Annotated in this window: 14 protein-coding genes; 5 read left to right on the top strand and 9 right to left on the bottom strand. The window is 63.8% G+C overall.

The genetic code is table 11. The features are described 5' to 3' along the window. Nucleotides 1-106: 106 nt before the first annotated feature. From LGH83_RS01465 to LGH83_RS01440, 6 genes are all read right to left on the bottom strand, one after another. Nucleotides 107-847, bottom strand: a complete 741-nt coding sequence (locus LGH83_RS01465) for a hypothetical protein (protein ID WP_227400338.1) — start codon at nt 845-847, stop codon at nt 107-109. A 35-nt stretch (nt 848-882) separates the two neighbouring features. Then, nucleotides 883-1,365, bottom strand: coding sequence for a signal peptidase II (gene lspA / locus LGH83_RS01460; RefSeq protein WP_227400337.1), 483 nt, complete (start codon nt 1,363-1,365; stop codon nt 883-885). Continuing rightward, nucleotides 1,365-4,409 (bottom strand): isoleucine--tRNA ligase, encoded by a 3,045-nt coding sequence (gene ileS, locus LGH83_RS01455; protein WP_227400336.1) that lies wholly within the window; start codon nt 4,407-4,409, stop codon nt 1,365-1,367. Before ileS ends, lspA begins: the two co-directional genes overlap by 1 nt. Nucleotides 4,410-4,656: 247 nt before the next feature. After that, entirely contained in the window at nt 4,657-5,817 is a 1,161-nt protein-coding gene (solA, locus tag LGH83_RS01450; RefSeq protein WP_227400335.1) for an N-methyl-L-tryptophan oxidase, read from the bottom strand. A 13-nt stretch (nt 5,818-5,830) separates the two neighbouring features. After that, nucleotides 5,831-6,802, bottom strand: a complete 972-nt coding sequence (locus tag LGH83_RS01445) for a bifunctional riboflavin kinase/FAD synthetase (protein WP_413771138.1) — start codon at nt 6,800-6,802, stop codon at nt 5,831-5,833. Nucleotides 6,803-6,947: 145 nt separating this feature from the next. Next, complete coding sequence (locus LGH83_RS01440; protein WP_227400333.1) at nt 6,948-7,865, bottom strand: TIGR01459 family HAD-type hydrolase; 918 nt, start codon at nt 7,863-7,865, stop codon at nt 6,948-6,950. 186 nt (nt 7,866-8,051) lie between these two features. Between LGH83_RS01440 and LGH83_RS01435 the strand changes: the two genes are divergently transcribed. From LGH83_RS01435 to mutL, 4 genes are all read left to right on the top strand, one after another. Continuing rightward, nucleotides 8,052-8,489, top strand: coding sequence for an organic hydroperoxide resistance protein (locus LGH83_RS01435; protein WP_207388224.1), 438 nt, complete (start codon nt 8,052-8,054; stop codon nt 8,487-8,489). 366 nt (nt 8,490-8,855) lie between these two features. Beyond that, the gene (locus LGH83_RS01430) at nt 8,856-10,142 is read left to right on the top strand and encodes a M16 family metallopeptidase (protein WP_227401683.1); all 1,287 of its coding nucleotides are present in this window, start codon (nt 8,856-8,858) and stop codon (nt 10,140-10,142) included. A gap of 46 nt (nt 10,143-10,188) precedes the next feature. Then, nucleotides 10,189-11,469 carry a M16 family metallopeptidase gene (locus LGH83_RS01425; RefSeq protein WP_227400332.1) on the top strand — a complete coding sequence of 427 codons (1,281 nt, stop codon included), beginning with the start codon at nt 10,189-10,191 and terminating at the stop codon, nt 11,467-11,469. Nucleotides 11,470-11,485: 16 nt separating this feature from the next. Next, complete coding sequence (gene mutL / locus LGH83_RS01420) at nt 11,486-13,369, top strand: DNA mismatch repair endonuclease MutL (RefSeq protein ID WP_227400331.1); 1,884 nt, start codon at nt 11,486-11,488, stop codon at nt 13,367-13,369. Nucleotides 13,370-13,379: 10 nt separating this feature from the next. Here the strand turns inward: mutL and LGH83_RS01415 are convergent, their stop codons facing one another. Both LGH83_RS01415 and LGH83_RS01410 read right to left on the bottom strand, forming a co-directional pair. Then, nucleotides 13,380-13,943 (bottom strand): DUF6101 family protein, encoded by a 564-nt coding sequence (locus tag LGH83_RS01415; protein ID WP_227400330.1) that lies wholly within the window; start codon nt 13,941-13,943, stop codon nt 13,380-13,382. Between the two features lie 189 nt (nt 13,944-14,132). Next, the gene (locus LGH83_RS01410) at nt 14,133-14,744 is read right to left on the bottom strand and encodes a L,D-transpeptidase (protein ID WP_131116009.1); all 612 of its coding nucleotides are present in this window, start codon (nt 14,742-14,744) and stop codon (nt 14,133-14,135) included. A gap of 149 nt (nt 14,745-14,893) precedes the next feature. On the opposite strand from LGH83_RS01410, the gene LGH83_RS01405 reads away from it, so the two are divergent. Next, nucleotides 14,894-15,835 carry a histone deacetylase family protein gene (locus LGH83_RS01405; RefSeq protein WP_227400329.1) on the top strand — a complete coding sequence of 314 codons (942 nt, stop codon included), beginning with the start codon at nt 14,894-14,896 and terminating at the stop codon, nt 15,833-15,835. 69 nt (nt 15,836-15,904) lie between these two features. Here LGH83_RS01405 and aroC read toward each other — a convergent pair whose 3' ends face one another. Continuing rightward, nucleotides 15,905-16,996: a chorismate synthase gene (aroC, locus tag LGH83_RS01400; protein WP_227400328.1), complete on the bottom strand. Its 1,092-nt coding sequence runs from the start codon at nt 16,994-16,996 to the stop codon at nt 15,905-15,907. Between the last annotated feature and the right edge of the window lie 44 nt (nt 16,997-17,040).

The following is a 17,040-nucleotide window of genomic DNA, read 5'->3' as shown; positions in this document are numbered from 1 at the left end:
GGTTGGTTCGACCCCAGGCCGTTCGCCAAGGCGTCGAAGGATCAAGAGCGCGTTCTAAGCAACGGCGTCGGGGAGGGCAAGGCCGCCCCGACGAGCCTGACGAGACTTACTCGTTGGTGGGGGCGCGATAGTAGTTGGCGGCCTTCGGATTTGACTCGTCGACGATCTCGCGCGGCGCTTCCGCCGTGACCTTCACGGTCTTAGTCGCCTTCAAATATCCACGCGGCGGCTGGGTCAGGTAAACGCGATCCGGCTCGACACCAGCCGTGACGACATCCGACTTTTTGTCAGCGCCCACCATCGCATTGTAGCGGTCGCCTTGCGCCTTCAATTCGTCCGGGCTGAGCAGGTTGCAGGAGCGGTTGTTGTTGGCGAACCCACCGCACTCGTCGGGGCCGCCACCTTGGCCGCCAGCAACGCGGCCGCGCATCAATTCTTCCTTCGACAGCACACCGTCCCGCGAATTGGCGAAACCATCGAGCATCGGCGCACGGGCTGCTTCGGCAGCCTTGCGCTGCTTCAACACGTCGGGATCCTGCGGCCACGAGCTCGGCCGAGCGGCGCCCTGCTTCACCGGTGCCACCAACCCAGCCTTGGGCGGGAGAACCAGCGGCGGCCGCTCGCGATATTCGATGTCCGGAGAGGTCTTCTCGTGGAGCAAACCCGTGGCGGTCAGCACGGACGAGAACACGTTGTCATAACCGTCATCGGCCGCATGCGCCGGGGTTCCCGCAAAGGCGAGGCCGCTCGCAAGCGCAGCACCCAAGATGACGGTTCGCGTTGTCTTAGAACGATGGGCCAAAGCGAACTCCTTCTTGTTGCGCCGATACCAGGTCGATGTGGTCATGGCGCCTGACCATATTGTCGGTTGATGCCGAGGCTTCACGGCATTTTGGAGGCGGCTCGTTGGAAGATCGACTCGTAGATCAGCAAGATGACGCCGATCACGATCGCGATATCCGCACCGTTGAAAATATACCACGAGAACGTTCCCGCGTGAAACCACACGAAATCCGCCACCGCCCCGTAGGCAAACCGATCATAGGCATTGCCGAGCGCGCCGCCAATCAAAAGGCCCAGCGCCGCCGCCGTGAACCGGCTGTGCACCCGAAATAACCAGACCACGAGCGCCGCCGTCGCCAGCAGCGTCACGGCCAGCAAGATCACCCTGCCCCGTTCGCTATCGGTCGTGAACAGCGAGTAAGAGATGCCGCGGTTCCAGACGAGGACGAGATCAAGAAACGGCAACAGCCGCACTGGCTGATGGCTGCCGAGATCATAAACGAACAACAGCCACAGTTTCGATGCTTGATCGGCCGCCAAAGCCGCTAGAGCGACCAGAAGCCCGAGAACGCGGATCGGCATCAGGCCGCGCTGCCGCGCAAGGCGGTGTCACGAGCCGCGAGCTCGCGCAGCGCGAGCGCGTCGCGCGGGGTCACGTCCGGATAATCGGGATCACCACCAACCGAGGGGGTGATTTTCCACGAGCGCGCGCATTTCCGCCCTTCGGCGCGACGCGGCAGCACCGCGACGCCGGGTACGTCGGGCTGCCGATAAGCCTCGTCTGGCCCGCGACCGGCTTCGACCGCGATATCCGACACGATACAGACCTCGGCGAAGTCGACCGAGCCGAGCAGCGCCACCAATGCGGCATCGTCAACGAAGACGTGCGGCGCGGCTTCAAGCGAGGACCCCATCCGCTTGTTGGCCCGCTCGATCTCGAGCGCTCCGGTCACGGCCGAACGCACCCGCCTGATCGCATCCCACTTGGACGCCAGCGCGTCGTCGCGCCACGCCGCTGGAATGTCAGGAAATGATTCGAGGTGGACCGAAACCGCATCGGGGTAGCGGTTCAGCCATGCCTCCTCGCAGGTGAAGGACAAGATCGGCGCGAGCCAGACCGCGACGCTCCGGAAAATATGTTCGATCGCGGTCAGTGACCCAAGCCGCTTGGTGCTGGATAGCGGGTCGCAATAGAGCGAGTCCTTACGGACATCGAAGTAGAAGGCCGATAGATCGGTGTTGAGGAAGGCCGACAGGCGTGCCACGATTCGCTTGTAGTCGAAACGCGCATAAGCGTCCCGCACCTCGACATCGAGTTCGGCGAGCCGGTGCAGCATGAGCCGGTCGATCTCATCCATCGCGTCATGATCGACCGCCTGCTCGGGCCGGTAATGCGCCAGCGTGCCGAGCATCCAGCGCAGGGTGTTGCGAAGCTTTCGATAGGTATCGGACGTGGTTTTCAGGATTTCCGGCCCGATGCGCTGATCGTCCGAATAGTCGACGCCCGCCACCCACAGCCGCAGGATATCTGCGCCGCTGACCTTGATGATGTCCTGCGGCAACGTCTGATTGCCAAGCGATTTCGACATCTTGCGGCCGCGCTCGTCCAACGTGAAGCCATGCGTCAAGACGATGTCGTAGGGCGCAATGCCGCGCGTTCCGCAGCTTTCGAGCAGCGACGAATGAAACCAGCCGCGATGCTGGTCGGAGCCTTCGAGATACATCACCTCGTCGGTTCCGCCGACAGCGCGCCGCTTGATCCCGGCGAGGCCAGGGAAATGCACGGCATCTTCCAAAACGAACGCATGGGTTGACCCCGAGTCGAACCACACATCGAGGATGTCCTGCACCGGCTGCCAAGCCTCGCCGGACAGATCGCCGAGGAAGCGCTCGCGCGCCCCTTCCCGATACCAAGCGTCGGCGCCCTCTGCCTCGAAGGCCGCGATCACGCGGGCATTGACAGCCTCGTCGCGAAGGATCTCGACCGCGCCGCCCTTGACTTCACGAACAAAGATCGCGATCGGCACGCCCCAGGCACGCTGGCGCGACACGACCCAATCGGGCCGGTTGGCGACCATGCCGGTGATGCGGTTTTCGCCGCTCGCCGGCACCCATTTGGTCTGCGCGATCGCTTCGAGCGCGAGCTCGCGCAAGGTCGGGCCGCCGTTCGACAGCGCCGCGTCGCTCGCCTCCGTGCTGCCTCCAAGGCTCATACCGGCGATAGGTTGATCCATCGCGATGAACCATTGCGGCGTATTGCGGAAGATGACCGGCTTTTTGGAACGCCACGAGTGTGGATAGGGATGCTTGACCTTGCCGCGCGCCACGAGCGTGCCGGCCGCGAGCAGAGCCGCAAAGATGGCTTCGTTGGCGTCGCCCTTCGCCCCGGTTTCGGTCAGGACGCGCTTGCCTTCGAACCCCGGCGCATCAGCCGTATAGACCCCGTCGGCATCGACCGTGTAGGGAATGCGGGTATCGACCCCAAGGCTCAGGAGCTCACGAGTCCTTGCCATCCAGAGGTCGAAATCCTCGCGGCCATGGCTTGGCGCGGTATGCACGAAGCCCGTGCCGGCCTCGTCGGTCACATGGTCGCCTTCGAGCAACGGCACCGGAAAGTCATAGCCCGGCAAAGTCGTGGCGAAGGGGTGGCGGCAGAGCGTGCCGCCTAAGGTCTCGGACGACACGTCGCCGATCCGCTGGAAGGCAACGACCCGCGCAGCCTTGAACAGCCCGGCCGCAAGCGTATCGGCCAGCACGTAGCGCGCCCCGACCTTGGCCCAATTGTCGTCGGCGGCCTCGGTGACATCGTAGAGCCCGTATGACACACGCGACGAGAACGCGATGGCGCGATTCCCCGGCATGGTCCAGGGCGTCGTGGTCCAGATGACGATAGACGCGTCCATCATATCAGCCGAGGAAGATCGCAGCACCGGAAACGCCGCAAAGACGGTGTCGCTGGTATAGTCTTCATATTCGATCTCGGCTTCGGCCAGCGCGGTCTTTTCGACGACGCTCCACATCACCGGCTTCGATCCGCGATAGAGCGTGCCATTGGCCGCGAATTTCATGATTTCGCGGGCGATCTGCGCCTCGGCCGGAAAGCTCATCGTGGCATAAGGGTGGCCCCAATCACCGACGATGCCGAGCCGCTTGAACTCCTCCCGCTGGATATCGACCCAGCGCTGCGCGAAGGCGCGACACTGGCGGCGAAACTCGACCTTCGGCACCTCGTCCTTGTTCAGTCCCTTGGCGCGATACTCTTCCTCGATCTTCCATTCGATCGGCAGACCGTGGCAATCCCAGCCGGGTACATAGTTGGAGTCGCGTCCGAGCATCTGCTGGGACTTGGTGACCATGTCCTTCAGCAGCTTGTTGAGCGCATGCCCGATGTGGATGTTGCCGTTCGCATAAGGCGGCCCATCATGCAGCACGAACTTGTCGCGGCCTTTCGAGGCGGCGCGAAGCTTGCCGTAGAGATCGATCGCGCTCCATCGCTCCAGGATCGCAGGCTCTTTTTGCGGCAGCCCCGCCCGCATCGGAAAGTCGGTCTGCGGCAGAAACAGAGTCGCGGCATAATCATGCTCGTCGGCGGAAGCGGAGCCGGAGCGGGCGGGCGTGTCTTGCATCGTGAAGAAAGCCGTCGTTCGAGGCCAAGCGGCTCACGGGACTGGCGTTCGTTTGAGCCCTGGCGGAAAGGATGAAGAGCGCTCACGCGCCGGTTTTTCCGGCCCGCTTCCTCGATCAGGCGCGGGCCGACCTAATCCAACGCCTGACGAAAGGCATGATGAAACCGAGCATGAACGTTGGTTAGCAGAAGCGCCAGACCGTGTGAAGCGTCTTGCGACCGGGTCTGCCGCTCGCCAATCGCGGACGTTAGACGGTGTTGGCCCGACCCCGCGCCCGCTGAAGCGCCGCCAACGAAAACAGCGCGATGGGCAAATCGGAGCCGCCGTCGATCACGAGATCGGCGAGGATTTCACCAATCACGCTGGCGAATTTATAGCCATGACCGGAACAGGGCGAGGCGACGATCACGCGCGGGTCGGACGGTAGCCGGTCGATCAGAAAGTCTTCGCCGGGCAGCATCGTATAGCGGCAGGTCGTCGTCGCTCGCCGCATCCCCGCTGTCCCAGGCAGACGACGCGCCACGAAGTCGTCGAGCAGCGCCGTATCGCGCTCGTTCACCGGCGCATTCGGCTGGTCGGGGTCGACCGGCTCCATGAAATGGCAATGTTTGCCGACCTTGAAGCCATCCGGTCCGATCGCGGGGAAGCCGAAATAAGACCCCGCCTCCCCTTCGTCACGGAGAAACACGGGCATACGGTCCGGCGTGACCGCAAAAACGTCACCCGGCTGGTACCAGGCCACGACCTGACGGATGGGCTGCGCCACCTGTTTCAGATCCGGTACGAGTTCGGCGATCCAGGGTCCTGTCGCCACCACGACCGTTCGGGCGCGCAACTGGCCGAGCGGCGTCGCGATCGTGACACCTGCATCGTCCGGCTCGATGGCCGTGACTTTCTCGTTAAAGCGGAGAACCGCCCCGCCCTCGGCCGCGACCTTGAGGTGAGCCATGATGGCGCGCTCGGGTCGCAGATAGCCGCCCTGTGGTTCGAGCAGCCCAACCTCGTCCGCATCGAGCCCGAAAGCCGGATAGCGCTCGGCGACGCGGGCGGGATCGAGCATTTCGAACGGCAGGTCGTGCAATTGGCACGCGGCGCGCGAGCCGGCCACGATGGCGCTATCGGCTCGCCCGATCTGCAGAACGCCCGTCACGGTCAGGATCTGTTGCCGGGTCCGCATCTCGAGCGAGCGCCAATTTTGATACGCACGGCGAAGCAGTGGCACATAAGCCGGGTCCTCGAAATAACCGAGACGGATCAGGCGACTGTCGCCATGCGACGAACTCAGGGCATGAGCCGGATAATGGCTCTCGATGCCGATGACGCGCTGGCCCCGGCTAGCGAGATGAGCGGCTGCGGCACTGCCCATACCGCCAAGGCCGATGACCGCAACGTCGAACCTGTCGCTCACGCCGACCATCCGCTCATCGTGTCTCGATTGCAGGCCGCTCAGGTTCGCCTCGAGCATGGCGCTCAAGTGCGATACGGGCCTTGGCCTCGTCGACCGTCATGGCGCGGATCAGATCGTCGATGCCGTCGAACTTGGCCTCACCCCTGATCCAGTCGACGAAACCGATCTCGATCGTCTGCCCATAAAGGTCACCGGTGTAATCGAAAATGTAGGTTTCGAGCAGCGGCGCGCCATTGTCGAAAGTCGGCCGGCGTCCGAAACTTGCGACACCCCCGCCGGACCAGCCCGGAACCCGCACCGTGACGGCATAAATCCCATGCGCGAGGCGGGAGGTCGGATCGAGGCGCATATTGGCTGTCGGATAGCCGAGCGTTCGTCCGAGCTTTTGTCCGTGCAGCACCTCGCCGACGACAAAATAATCATGGCCCAGCAGCTTGGCGGCCCGTGCCACTTCCCCGCTTTCCAAAGCGTTGCGGATCGCCGTCGACGAAACGGCCGAAAGATCGCCGGCCGGATCGGCCGAAATCTTGTCGATGATCTCCACCGTGAACCCCTCGCTTTGCCCGGCTTCGGCCAAGAAGGCCGGCGTGCCGCTACGCGCTTTGCCGAAATGAAAATCGTAACCGACTACGGCCGCCGCAATGCCGAGACGCTCGACCAGGATCGTGCTGACGAAATCCGCCGCCGACAGGCCCGCCATTCTTGCGTCGAACGGCAGAACAATCATGCCGTCCACCGCCACCCGAGACAGCGCCTGCGCCTTGGCGGTTTCGGGTGTGAGGCGAAACAGCGCAGTGCCGCGCCCAAAATAATCGGCCGGGTGCGGCTCGAAGGTGCAGACAGCGCAAGGCCGACCCATCTGCATCGCCAACGCTTTGGCACGCTCGATGACGGCTTTGTGGCCGCGATGAATGCCGTCAAAATTTCCGATGGCCACGACGGCCCCTCGCAGTGCGGTCGGCATGTCGCCGTGGTCCCACTGCATGTCATAGACCGTGATGGGCGACGCAACGGAGGGCCGCGCCTGCGTCTCTCCATGTGGTTGGTCGCGCGTGTCTATGGTCAAGATCTTGATCAATCCTCGCGGACCCGAAGCCCCGACGCCTTATTCTAGTGCCGATCGGCGCCGCTCACCATGTCAGATGCGGCATGGCGGCTAACGGCCGATGATCCGCATCGGCGAGACGCTGGGCGAAGGCGAGGCGATCGATATCGCGATCGCCGCCCGGATGAAGTTCCTCGCGATGAATGCCGGAGGTGACGAACAAGACGTCGATCTGCTGCGCGGAAGCGCCCGCCACATCGGTGTGGAGTGCATCGCCGATCGCCAGAATGCGATTTCGATCGATGGGAACCCCATGTCGCGCACGCGACGCGCGCTCGATCGCGGCCTCGTAGATCGGCGCGTGCGGTTTTCCGGCCAGGAACGTCTCGCCGCCGATGGCCGCATAGGCCTGCGCCAATGCGCCGCCGCAATAGATCAGCTTATCGCCGACATGGACCACGATGTCCGGATTGGCGCAGATCATCAAAAGCCCGCGTCGGCGCATCTCCGCGAGGCGTGCGGCATAATCGGCCGGCACTTCGACGGCATCGTCAACCAAGCCGGTGACGACAACATAGGCGGCCTCCTCGAGCCCGACGACCGGCGGTGCGACACCGGTCAAGGCTTCGACCGCCTCGAACAGCGCAAGATCGCGCGGCGGCCCGATATGATAAGCGGGATCGGTCCCGCGCGCCGCGATCGATTTCACGGTCACGTCACCGGAGGTCACGATGTCGTCGAAGGCGTCGCGCGGCAGGCCGAGATCGAAGATCTGATCGAGCACAGGCCCCTGCGGACGTGGCGCATTGGTGATGAAGACGACCACACCTCCACCCGCCCGAAATTTCTGCAAGGCATCGATGGCCGCGGCGAACATCTGACGTCCATTGTGGACCACGCCCCAAAGATCACACAGCAGCGTATCGTAGCGCGGCGCAAGCTCGCGCAAGCCTCCTGGGAAGCTCGTGGTCCGGGGCGACGTGAGGGACGATGATAAACTCATTCCGTCGCGGCTAAGCTTCGACACCAATGCTGTCAAGGCGACTTTTTCCGCGCGACCGACCGGCCTCGTTCAATTAAATTGCGCCCAATGTAATGGGGCCCCGATGGTCCGCAAACGTGATCCAGGCTATAGCGATCGCGTCCGGACAGGATCGACCGGAACGCAACAACAAGGCACGTCTCCATGATGTCGAACATCAAACCCCTCTTCACGGCTCACTCCACGGCAACTGGCGGTCGGAACGGCACCACGTCAGCCGATGACGGCTCGGTCAGCGTCTCGCTGTCGGTCCCGAAGGAGATGGGCGGCCCCGGCAAGCCCAACACGAGCACGCCCGAACATCTGTTCGCGGCCGGTTATGCGGCCTGTTTCGGCGGAGCGCTCGACTTCGTTGCCAAGCAGCACAAGAAGGACGCGACTGGCGCGATCGTGAAATGCGCCGTGAGCATCGGCCCGCGCGACGCCGGCGGTTTCGGTCTCGCGGTCAAGCTCGTCGTGACCGACAAGAGCCTGCCCCAGGCTGAATTGCAGGAGCTCTGCAACGAGGCACATGAGCAGGTCTGCCCCTATAGCCACGCGACCCGCGGCAATGTCGACGTCCAACTGACCGTCGAAGGCGCCTGAGCTCTTAGCGACCCGACCGATCACGAGGCCCAAGGCTGCTGAGCCTTGGGCCTTTGCCGTATCCCTGCGTCTTGCCCGTCTACGCCATATTCCGGACTGCAGGTCGACCGCCGAGACGTCGGGTCGCGTCTCGAACCAGCTTTCTTCTTGGTCCGACCTTTGACATTCAGCGCAGAGTTGTCACATTGATTTAACCTATAGCGGACTGTTTCGGCAGTGCGCGCCTTCGAGCCAGCCGGTCATCGGCGTCGGCTGCTCCCACGCAAACACATGGTTCACATGGCTCCTGTCGACGCCGTTGTTTCCCCATCGTACCGAGGCCAGCCGACGTCCTTGGATCTTAATCCGTCCTCGGCCGTCACTCAGATGCCAGGCGGCAGCCCCCGCATCACGCATGCCACGCTTGAGAATGGCATGGAAATCGTCGTGATCCCGGATCGGCGCGCACCGGTGGTGACCCACATGGTGTGGTACCGGAACGGGTCAGCCGATGATCCAGCAGGAAAGTCGGGCATCGCGCATTTTCTTGAACATTTGATGTTCAAGGGCACGTCCAAGCATCCGCAAGGCGCCTTTTCGGAGATTGTCGCGGAACTTGGCGGCCAGGAAAATGCCTTTACGTCAACCGATTACACCGCTTACTTCCAGCGTGCTTCGAAGGAGCATCTCCGGGTCCTGATGGAGTTCGAGGCCGATCGGATGACCGGCTTGGTCCTCTCGGATGAGATCGTGAACCCGGAACGCGACGTGGTGCTGGAAGAGCGCCGGATGCGAACCGACACCGATCCTGGCGCGCAGTTGAACGAGGCTGTGCAGGCGACGCTCTATTCGCATCACCCTTATGGCACGCCGATCATCGGCTGGAATCACGAGATCGAAAGCCTCGATCGCTTCGATGCGCTGGCCTATTACGACCGCTTCTACACGCCCGAAAATGCCATCCTGATCGTGGCCGGCGATGTCGAGCAGGATGACGTCGAAATGCTGGCCCGTGAGACGTATGGCTTGGTCCCCTCGCGTGGCGCCAAGCCCGTACGTCGCCGCCAGCAGGAGCCGGAGCCTCGCGCCCACAGACTGGTGACGCTATCGGACCCGAAGGTCGAGCAGCCGAGCGCCCAGCGTGTCTACATGGTTCCGTCCTACACCACGGCCAAACCCGGTGTTGCCGCGGCGCTCGAAGTGCTGGCCCATCTGCTGGGTGGCGGCTCGACCAGCATTTTGTACAAAGCGCTGGTTCTTGATCGCAAGATCGCGGTCGCGGCCGGTGCCTATTACATGGGAACGGCGCTCGACGAGACCCGCTTTTTCGTTTGGGGCATCCCGACGCCCGACACCACGCTCGACGACCTCGATGCTGCCGTCGAGGAGGTCATTCATGGCATGGCGACCACCTTGGTCGATGCCGACGATCTCGTCCGGGCTCAAACCCGCCTTGTCGCAGACGCGGTTTATGCTCAGGACAATCAAGCATCCTTGGCGCGTTGGTATGGCGCTGCGCTCGCGACTGGTCTGACAGTCGAGGATGTCGAGCGCTGGCCGGACGACATCGAAGCCGTGACGGCCGAGAGCGTTCGCGATGCCGCTGCGGCGTGGCTGTTGAAGCGACGCGCCGTAACGGGTTTCCTGATAACCGGTGAAGAGCAAGAGGCTTGACGGCCCGCCAAGGCCGTTCGTCGCGTTGCGTTCTGGACAATCAACAATGACAATCATCCTGACCAGCAAGCCCGTGTCACGCGCCGCGAGCGTGCAAAAGGTCTATTCGCCGGGCGGTATCGAAGCGTGGCTCGTCGAGGATTATGCGGTTCCGCTCGTCGCGTTCGATTTCGCTTTCCGAGGCGGCGCGGCGCAGGATCCGACGGGTAAGCCCGGCACCGGTGCCATGATGGCCAGCCTGCTCGATGAAGGCGCCGCGGACCTCGACGCCGAAGCCTTTCATCGCGCTATGGACGATAAGGCGATCGAATTATCGTTCTCGGCGGACCGCGACTATTTTTCTGGTCGCCTGAAGACTCTGTCGAAACATACCGACGCGGCTGTCGATCTGCTGCGGCTGGCCGTCAATGAACCGCGATTCGATCCGGACGCCATCGAGCGGGTCGCAGGCCAGATCGGCGCCGGCTTGAAGCGCGACGCGAAGGATCCCGATGCTCTGGCGGGTCGGGCTTGGCGGGAAGCGGCCTTCGGTCATCACCCCTACGGATTGCCGGTTCGCGGGACGCTCGAGAGCATCGAGACGATCACCCGCGACGACCTGATCGCCCTGCATCGGGCCTGCATGGCGCGGCAGAATCTGAAGATCGCGGTCGTCGGCGCCATCGATGCGGCTCGGCTCGGCTTGTTGCTGGATCGGGCGTTCGGCGCCTTGCCGGCTGCCCCCACTCTGCATTCGATTGCTGACGTGCTGCTGCCGTCCACGGGCGGACGCACCATCGTCGATCTCGACATCCCGCAGGCGACGATCCGGTTCGGCAGCAACGGTATCGCCCGCAAAGATCCCGACCATATGGCGGCGGTGGTTCTCAACCACGTGCTCGGCGGTGGTGTCTTTTCGGCCCGGTTATTCCGTGAGGTGCGGGAAAAGCGTGGTCTGGCCTATTCGGTCTATTCGCAACTCGCGACTTTCGATCACGCGGCGCTGTTTTCGGGCGGCACGTCGACCAAGAACGAACGTGCAGCCGAGTCGCTCTCGGTGATCCAGGACGAGATCGATAAACTGGCGGCCGATGGCCCGACCGCCGACGAACTCGACAAAGCGCAGCGGTATCTCACCGGGTCCTATGCGTTGCGATTCGACTCCTCTCTCAAGATCGCCAGCCAACTCGTTCATTTGCAGATCGAGGGGTTCGACGTCGATCATCTCGACCAGCGCAATCCGATGATCGATGCCGTGACGCTCGAAGACACGCAGCGCGCCGCGAAGCGGATGTTCGGCGAAAGCGGCCTGTTGGTCACAATCGTGGGACGTCCGGTCGGTCTCTAAGCCTCAAAGGTCACACATGTCGGTCCGGCGTCTCGATCCTATCCTGATCGACCGGATCGCTGCCGGCGAAGTGGTCGAGCGACCGGCCTCCGCCGTCAAGGAGCTGGTCGAAAACGCCATTGACGCCGGTGCCTCCTCGATCGACGTCACGATCGAGGCGGGGGGGCGGGCGCTGATCCGCATCGTCGACGACGGGATCGGCATGACGGCCGCCGACCTCGCCTTATCGGTCGAGCGTCACGCGACGTCGAAACTGCCCGATGGTGACCTCACCCGGATCGCGACCCTCGGGTTTCGCGGCGAGGCCCTGCCCTCGATCGGATCGGTGGCGCGGCTCGATATCGTCACACGGGCGCGCACCGACGTTGATGGAAGTGCCGCGCATCGGATCACGGTCGATGCCGGGCGGCGCGGCCCCGTGCAGCCTGCGTCACGCTCACCCGGAACCACGATCGAGGTGCGCGATCTATTCGCCGCGACGCCAGCGCGGCTGAAATTCCTCAAGACCGACCGCACCGAAGCCCAAACGGTGGCGCAGACCGTCAAGCGCCTCGCCATGGCGCATCCCGACATCCGCTTCGGGCTCGGTGGCGACCACCTGACCGGCTTCGATCTGCTGCCGTGCGGCGAGGGTGCGGAGGGGCGGCTGACACGCCTGGCCCAAGTCCTCGGCGAGGAGTTCTCGGCCAATGCCCTGGCGGTGGATGCCGCGCGCGACGGCGTCCGGCTGACAGGCTTCATTGGGCTGCCGACCTTCAATCGCGCCAATCGCGAGAGCCAGCATCTTTACGTCGGCGGCCGTCCTGTACGCGACAAACTGCTGATGGGTGCCGTGTCGGCCGGTTATGCGGATCATCTCATGCGCGACCGCTTTCCGGTTCTGGCGCTGTTCCTCACCTGCGATCCTGACTTTGTTGACGTCAACGTCCATCCAGCCAAGGCTGAGGTGCGCTTCCGCGACCCTGGTCTGGTGCGTGGTCTGCTCGTCGGCGCTCTGCGCGAGACGATCGAGGGCGCGCTGCATCGGGCCACCACGACAGGAGGCGCCCGCATGGGCGATGCCTTTGCGCGACGGCCCGCCGCTCCGTTCCGCAACTCTTCTCCGGCGACGCGTTGGTCGTCGGACCTTTCACCTTCCGCCCCGCTGACCCATCAGCCGGGAGGTTTTGCGGAAGCCTCGCAATCTGGCCCAATCTGGTCCTCGAGCGCCCGCCGTGACACCGCCTCGCTAAGCGACGACGTGCCTTTCTTTCCGCCGCAGGCGCGGGTCGAGCACCACAGTCACGCCGGTTCGGCGTCGGACGAATGGTCACATAGCGAAGCCCCGCTCGGCGCCGCGCGTGCCCAGTTGCACGAGACCTATATCGTGGCGCAAACGGTGGATGGGGTCGTGATCGTCGATCAGCACGCCGCGCATGAGCGACTTGTCTACGAGCGCATGAAGGCAGCCCGTGCCACATCCGGGATCGCGGTGCAATTGTTGCTGGTGCCGATCGTGGTCCCGGTCGACGAGGCTGCGCGTGGCGATCTCATCGAGGCTGCCCCGATGCTCGACAAGCTTGGGTTGACGCTCGAGGGGTTTGGACCCGGAGCCGTCGCGGTCCAGGCGGTCCCGCAAGACCTGCGCGGCTGCGACGTCGCCGCCCTGGTGCGCGACGTCGCCGCGATCCTGGCCGAGGACGGGCGCGCGGGGCCGCTCGAGCGGCGGCTGGATCATGTCCTCGCCACCATGGCGTGCCACCATTCGGTGCGGGCGGGACGACGCTTGGTGCCGGAGGAAATGAATGCGCTGTTGCGCGAGATGGAGCGCACGCCGGGGTCAGGCCAGTGTAACCACGGCCGTCCCACCTATGTGGAACTCAAGCTCAGCGACATCGAGCGACTGTTCGGTCGTCGCTGAAGAGCAGGCGTCAATCGCGCGCGATCAGTTCGGCTTCGCCGCCATGAACAACTGGATCCGCGGACATCACGCCGGATTTCCGGCGCTGGAGGAAACGCGGGCGCCGCTTTGAGACCGAGCGGCTCGGCCGGCGCTCCGGAAGGGCTTCGCCGAGCAAGACGGTGCCGAGTGCGACATCCGCCTCCTCGATCAAGCCAATCTCGCGTTCGACGAGTGCCGGTAGCCGGAAGAAGCGGCTCCACAGTCGCCAATCCGCGACGATATCCCGGTCGTGGTCGGCTTCGTCTAGCGCGACCGAGAGCTCACCGTCCGGGTGAAGCAGATGCAGCTGATAGGAGAGCGCACCATCTTGGCTCGACCGCAGCGACAGCGCCACGCCGCGATAGGTCCGCACCGGCACGGCAACCCGCATCGCGATGCCCAGCACGCTCCGATCGATCCGCACCAGGTCGCGTGTGAGCGACACCGAGCGTATCTGGCCATCGGCGCGTCGATCCGTCGTCTGAGACGGAAGATGGACCGGGCGACCGGATATCGTGTGATCGGCCTGCGCGTGAGCTTGCGGGTTGAACATTTTCGACGCCTCTAGAACATCTCGTCGCCTGCTGCGACCTGGAGGGTTTCCCTCCTTGTTGTCCGAGTGTCGCTTGCCGAGAGGGTTCAATGTCCTAAGAGGTCTGGTTGACGATGCGTAAAAAACAAGCATCGTCAACGCTTTGCAAAAATTCCTTGCGGATTCCTTGCGTTCCGAGCGGCAGAGCGTTTACAGCACCACGACCTTGGTGCCGAGCTTGACGCGATTATAGAGATCGATGACGTCGATATCGCGCATCCGGATACAGCCCGACGACACGCCCCGGCCAATTTCTTCCGGTTCGTTGGTGCCGTGAATGCGGTAGAGCGTATCCTTGCCGCTCTGGTCATAGAGATAGAGCGCGCGGGCGCCGAGCGGGTTTTCGGGCCCACCCTTCAGGCCGCCCATCGCCACGACGGGCGCAAGATGCGGCCAGCGCTTGACCATATCGGCCGGGGGCATCCAACTCGGCCATTCGGCCATTCGCTTGACCGTCGCGGCTCCGGTCCAGCCATAAGCCTCCATGCCGGTCGATACGCCGTAGCGGATCGCCTTCTTGCCGGGGAGCACGTACCAGAGCAGATTGCGCTTCGAATCAACCACGACTGTACCGGGCTCCTGCCCGGTTTCATCATCCACCTGGTAACGCTCGAAGGTGAGGTCCCCGGTCTGGACTTTCGGCACCATCGCCAAATATTCGGTGTCGCGCGCCGAAAGCTGCGGGTCGGGCACGGACGTATATTGGCACCCGCCGAGGGTCGCGGCTACCGCTGCGGCCAAGACCACTTTCATCCAGGACATCGCACACCCACCAACCGACAAACACCGTTGTTGTGAGTAACGTCCGGATGACCCGATTGACCAGTTCCTAACAACATGTTGCTAAACGAACCTGTCGACCGTGGCCATAATGCGACAAGCTCACCCCAGAGCAGACGAAAGGACCCGGTATGAAGACCGCTCTGATCAGTCATCCCGCCAGTCTGGCGCATGATATGGGTCCTGGCCATCCAGAACGCCCGGACCGCGTGCGCGCGCTGATGAAACGATTCGGCGACGAGGCCTTCGACGATCTCGTTCGAGTCTTTGCGCCGCGTGCCGAGCGGGAGATGATCGAGCGAGTGCATCCGGCCGCCTACATCGATGCGCTCGCGGCCGCCCGCCCCGGCCCTGGAGGATCTACCCGGCTCGATCCCGACACGGTCATGAACGAGGGAACTTGGGAAGCGATCCATTACGCTGCTGGCGGCGCTTGTCTCGCGGTCGATCGGGTCATGCGGCGTGAGGTCGCCAATGCGTTTGTGGCTATGCGCCCCCCTGGCCATCACGCTGAACGCTCGACCGCCATGGGATTTTGTTTCTTCAACACGGCCGCAATCGCGGCTCGCCACGCTCAAGCGATCCATGGTGCCGAACGAGTCGCGATCGTCGATTTCGACGTCCATCATGGCAACGGCACGCAGGAGATCTTCTGGTCAGACCCGAGCGTGCTTTATTGTTCGACGCATCAGATGCCGCTGTTTCCGGGCACGGGTGCAGCGGACGAGCGCGGGGACCACGGCACGATCGTCAATGCACCGCTTCAGCCGGGCGATGACGGCGAGGCCTTTCGCGAGGCGATCGAAAGCGCCATCCTGCCCCGTCTCGACGCATTCGCGCCCCATCTTGTCATTGTCTCGGCCGGGTTCGACGCGCATCGGCTCGACCCGCTCGCCAATCTCAATTTGGAAGCCAGCGATTTCGATTGGGTCACGCGCGCCCTGATGGCGGTGGCCGACAAACACGCGGGCGGGCAGCTCGTTTCAGTGCTCGAGGGGGGCTACGATCTCGACGGGTTGACGGACTCGGCTGCGGCCCACGTGCTCGGCTTGATGGAGGCCGGGCTCGACTGAGCCTCAGCCCCCCGGTCAGAGTGCGGAGCTCAGCCGCCGAACGTTGACCCCCACCACATTTCGGACGACTCACGTCCCGGTTTGGCCGCGATGACGGAGGAAATGGTCGGCCAGGACACAAGCCATCATGGCTTCACCGACCGGGACGGCGCGGATCCCGACGCAGGGATCGTGGCGCCCCTTGGTAATGATCTCGGTTTCGGCCATGTCTCGGTCGACCGTTTGGCGTGGCGCCAGGATCGAGGAGGTCGGCTTCACGGCGAAGCGCGCAACCAGCGGCTGCCCTGTCGAAATTCCGCCCAAGACGCCGCCAGCATGGTTGGCCAGGAACTGCGGTCGGCCATCGGCCCCGCGCCGGATCTCATCGGCATTCTCTTCGCCCCGCAAGGCCGCAGCCGCGAAGCCGTCGCCGATTTCGACTCCCTTGACGGCGTTGATGCTCATCAACGCGGCCGCGAGATCGGAATCGAGTTTGCCATAGATCGGCGCGCCCCACCCGGCCGGCACGCCCTCAGCCACGATCTCGATGACGGCGCCGACCGAAGAGCCATCGCGGCGCACCTCGTCGAGATAGGTTTCGAAGAACGCCGCAGCTTTCGGATCGGGGCAGAAGAATGGGTTATTGCCGACCTCGTCCCAGTCCCACAGAGCGCGATCGATCCGGTGCGGCCCCATCTGGACCAGTGCCCCACGGATCGTGACGGAACTGACCACCTTGCGGGCGATCGCGCCGGCCGCGACCCGCGCCGCCGTCTCACGTGCCGATGAGCGTCCGCCGCCGCGATAGTCCCGAATGCCGTATTTCGCATCATAGGTGTAGTCGGCGTGTCCCGGCCGATATTTCGCGGCGATGTCCGAATAGTCCTTGGACTGTTGATCGACATTCTCGATCATCAACGCGATCGGGGTGCCGGTTGTGACGGCCGGTCGATCACGCCCGTCCGCAAAGGTGCCGGACAGGATCTTGACGAGATCCGGCTCGCGCCGTTGGGTGGTGAAGCGGTTCTGGCCGGGTTTACGCTGGTCGAGAAAGCCCTGGATGTCGGCCTCGCTCAAGATCAGGCCGGGCGGACAACCGTCGACGACACAGCCCAGGGCAGGCCCATGGCTCTCACCGAACGTCGTGACCCGAAACAGATGACCGAAGCTGTTATGTGACATGAAGGCTCGCCTGAAACGCGACCGATCGCCCGGCCGCGTTCGTT

It is taken from the genome of Lichenihabitans sp. PAMC28606 (genome assembly GCF_020616535.1).
Lineage (GTDB): Bacteria > Pseudomonadota > Alphaproteobacteria > Rhizobiales > Beijerinckiaceae > Lichenihabitans > Lichenihabitans psoromatis.
The sequence above is the reverse complement of the archived record's forward strand: the minus strand, read 5'-3'. Positions and strand labels throughout refer to the sequence as shown.

Excerpts from the sequence above, each read along its gene's own strand:
- lspA (WP_227400337.1), bottom strand. The coding sequence starts at position 1,365 with ATGCCGATCCGCGTTCTCGGGCTTCTGGTCGCTCTAGCGGCTTTGGCG.
- LGH83_RS01445 (WP_413771138.1), bottom strand. The coding sequence starts at position 6,802 with ATGCAGTGGGACCACGGCGACATGCCGACCGCACTGCGAGGGGCCGTC.
- aroC (WP_227400328.1), bottom strand. The coding sequence starts at position 16,996 with ATGTCACATAACAGCTTCGGTCATCTGTTTCGGGTCACGACGTTCGGT.
- LGH83_RS01405 (WP_227400329.1), top strand. The coding sequence starts at position 14,894 with ATGAAGACCGCTCTGATCAGTCATCCCGCCAGTCTGGCGCATGATATG.
- LGH83_RS01425 (WP_227400332.1), top strand. The coding sequence starts at position 10,189 with ATGACAATCATCCTGACCAGCAAGCCCGTGTCACGCGCCGCGAGCGTG.
- LGH83_RS01465 (WP_227400338.1), bottom strand. The coding sequence starts at position 847 with ATGACCACATCGACCTGGTATCGGCGCAACAAGAAGGAGTTCGCTTTG.
- LGH83_RS01440 (WP_227400333.1), bottom strand. The coding sequence starts at position 7,865 with ATGAGTTTATCATCGTCCCTCACGTCGCCCCGGACCACGAGCTTCCCA.
- LGH83_RS01415 (WP_227400330.1), bottom strand. The coding sequence starts at position 13,943 with ATGTTCAACCCGCAAGCTCACGCGCAGGCCGATCACACGATATCCGGT.
- ileS (WP_227400336.1), bottom strand. The coding sequence starts at position 4,409 with ATGCAAGACACGCCCGCCCGCTCCGGCTCCGCTTCCGCCGACGAGCAT.
- LGH83_RS01410 (WP_131116009.1), bottom strand. The coding sequence starts at position 14,744 with ATGTCCTGGATGAAAGTGGTCTTGGCCGCAGCGGTAGCCGCGACCCTC.
- mutL (WP_227400331.1), top strand. The coding sequence starts at position 11,486 with ATGTCGGTCCGGCGTCTCGATCCTATCCTGATCGACCGGATCGCTGCC.
- LGH83_RS01430 (WP_227401683.1), top strand. The coding sequence starts at position 8,856 with ATGCCAGGCGGCAGCCCCCGCATCACGCATGCCACGCTTGAGAATGGC.
- LGH83_RS01435 (WP_207388224.1), top strand. The coding sequence starts at position 8,052 with ATGTCGAACATCAAACCCCTCTTCACGGCTCACTCCACGGCAACTGGC.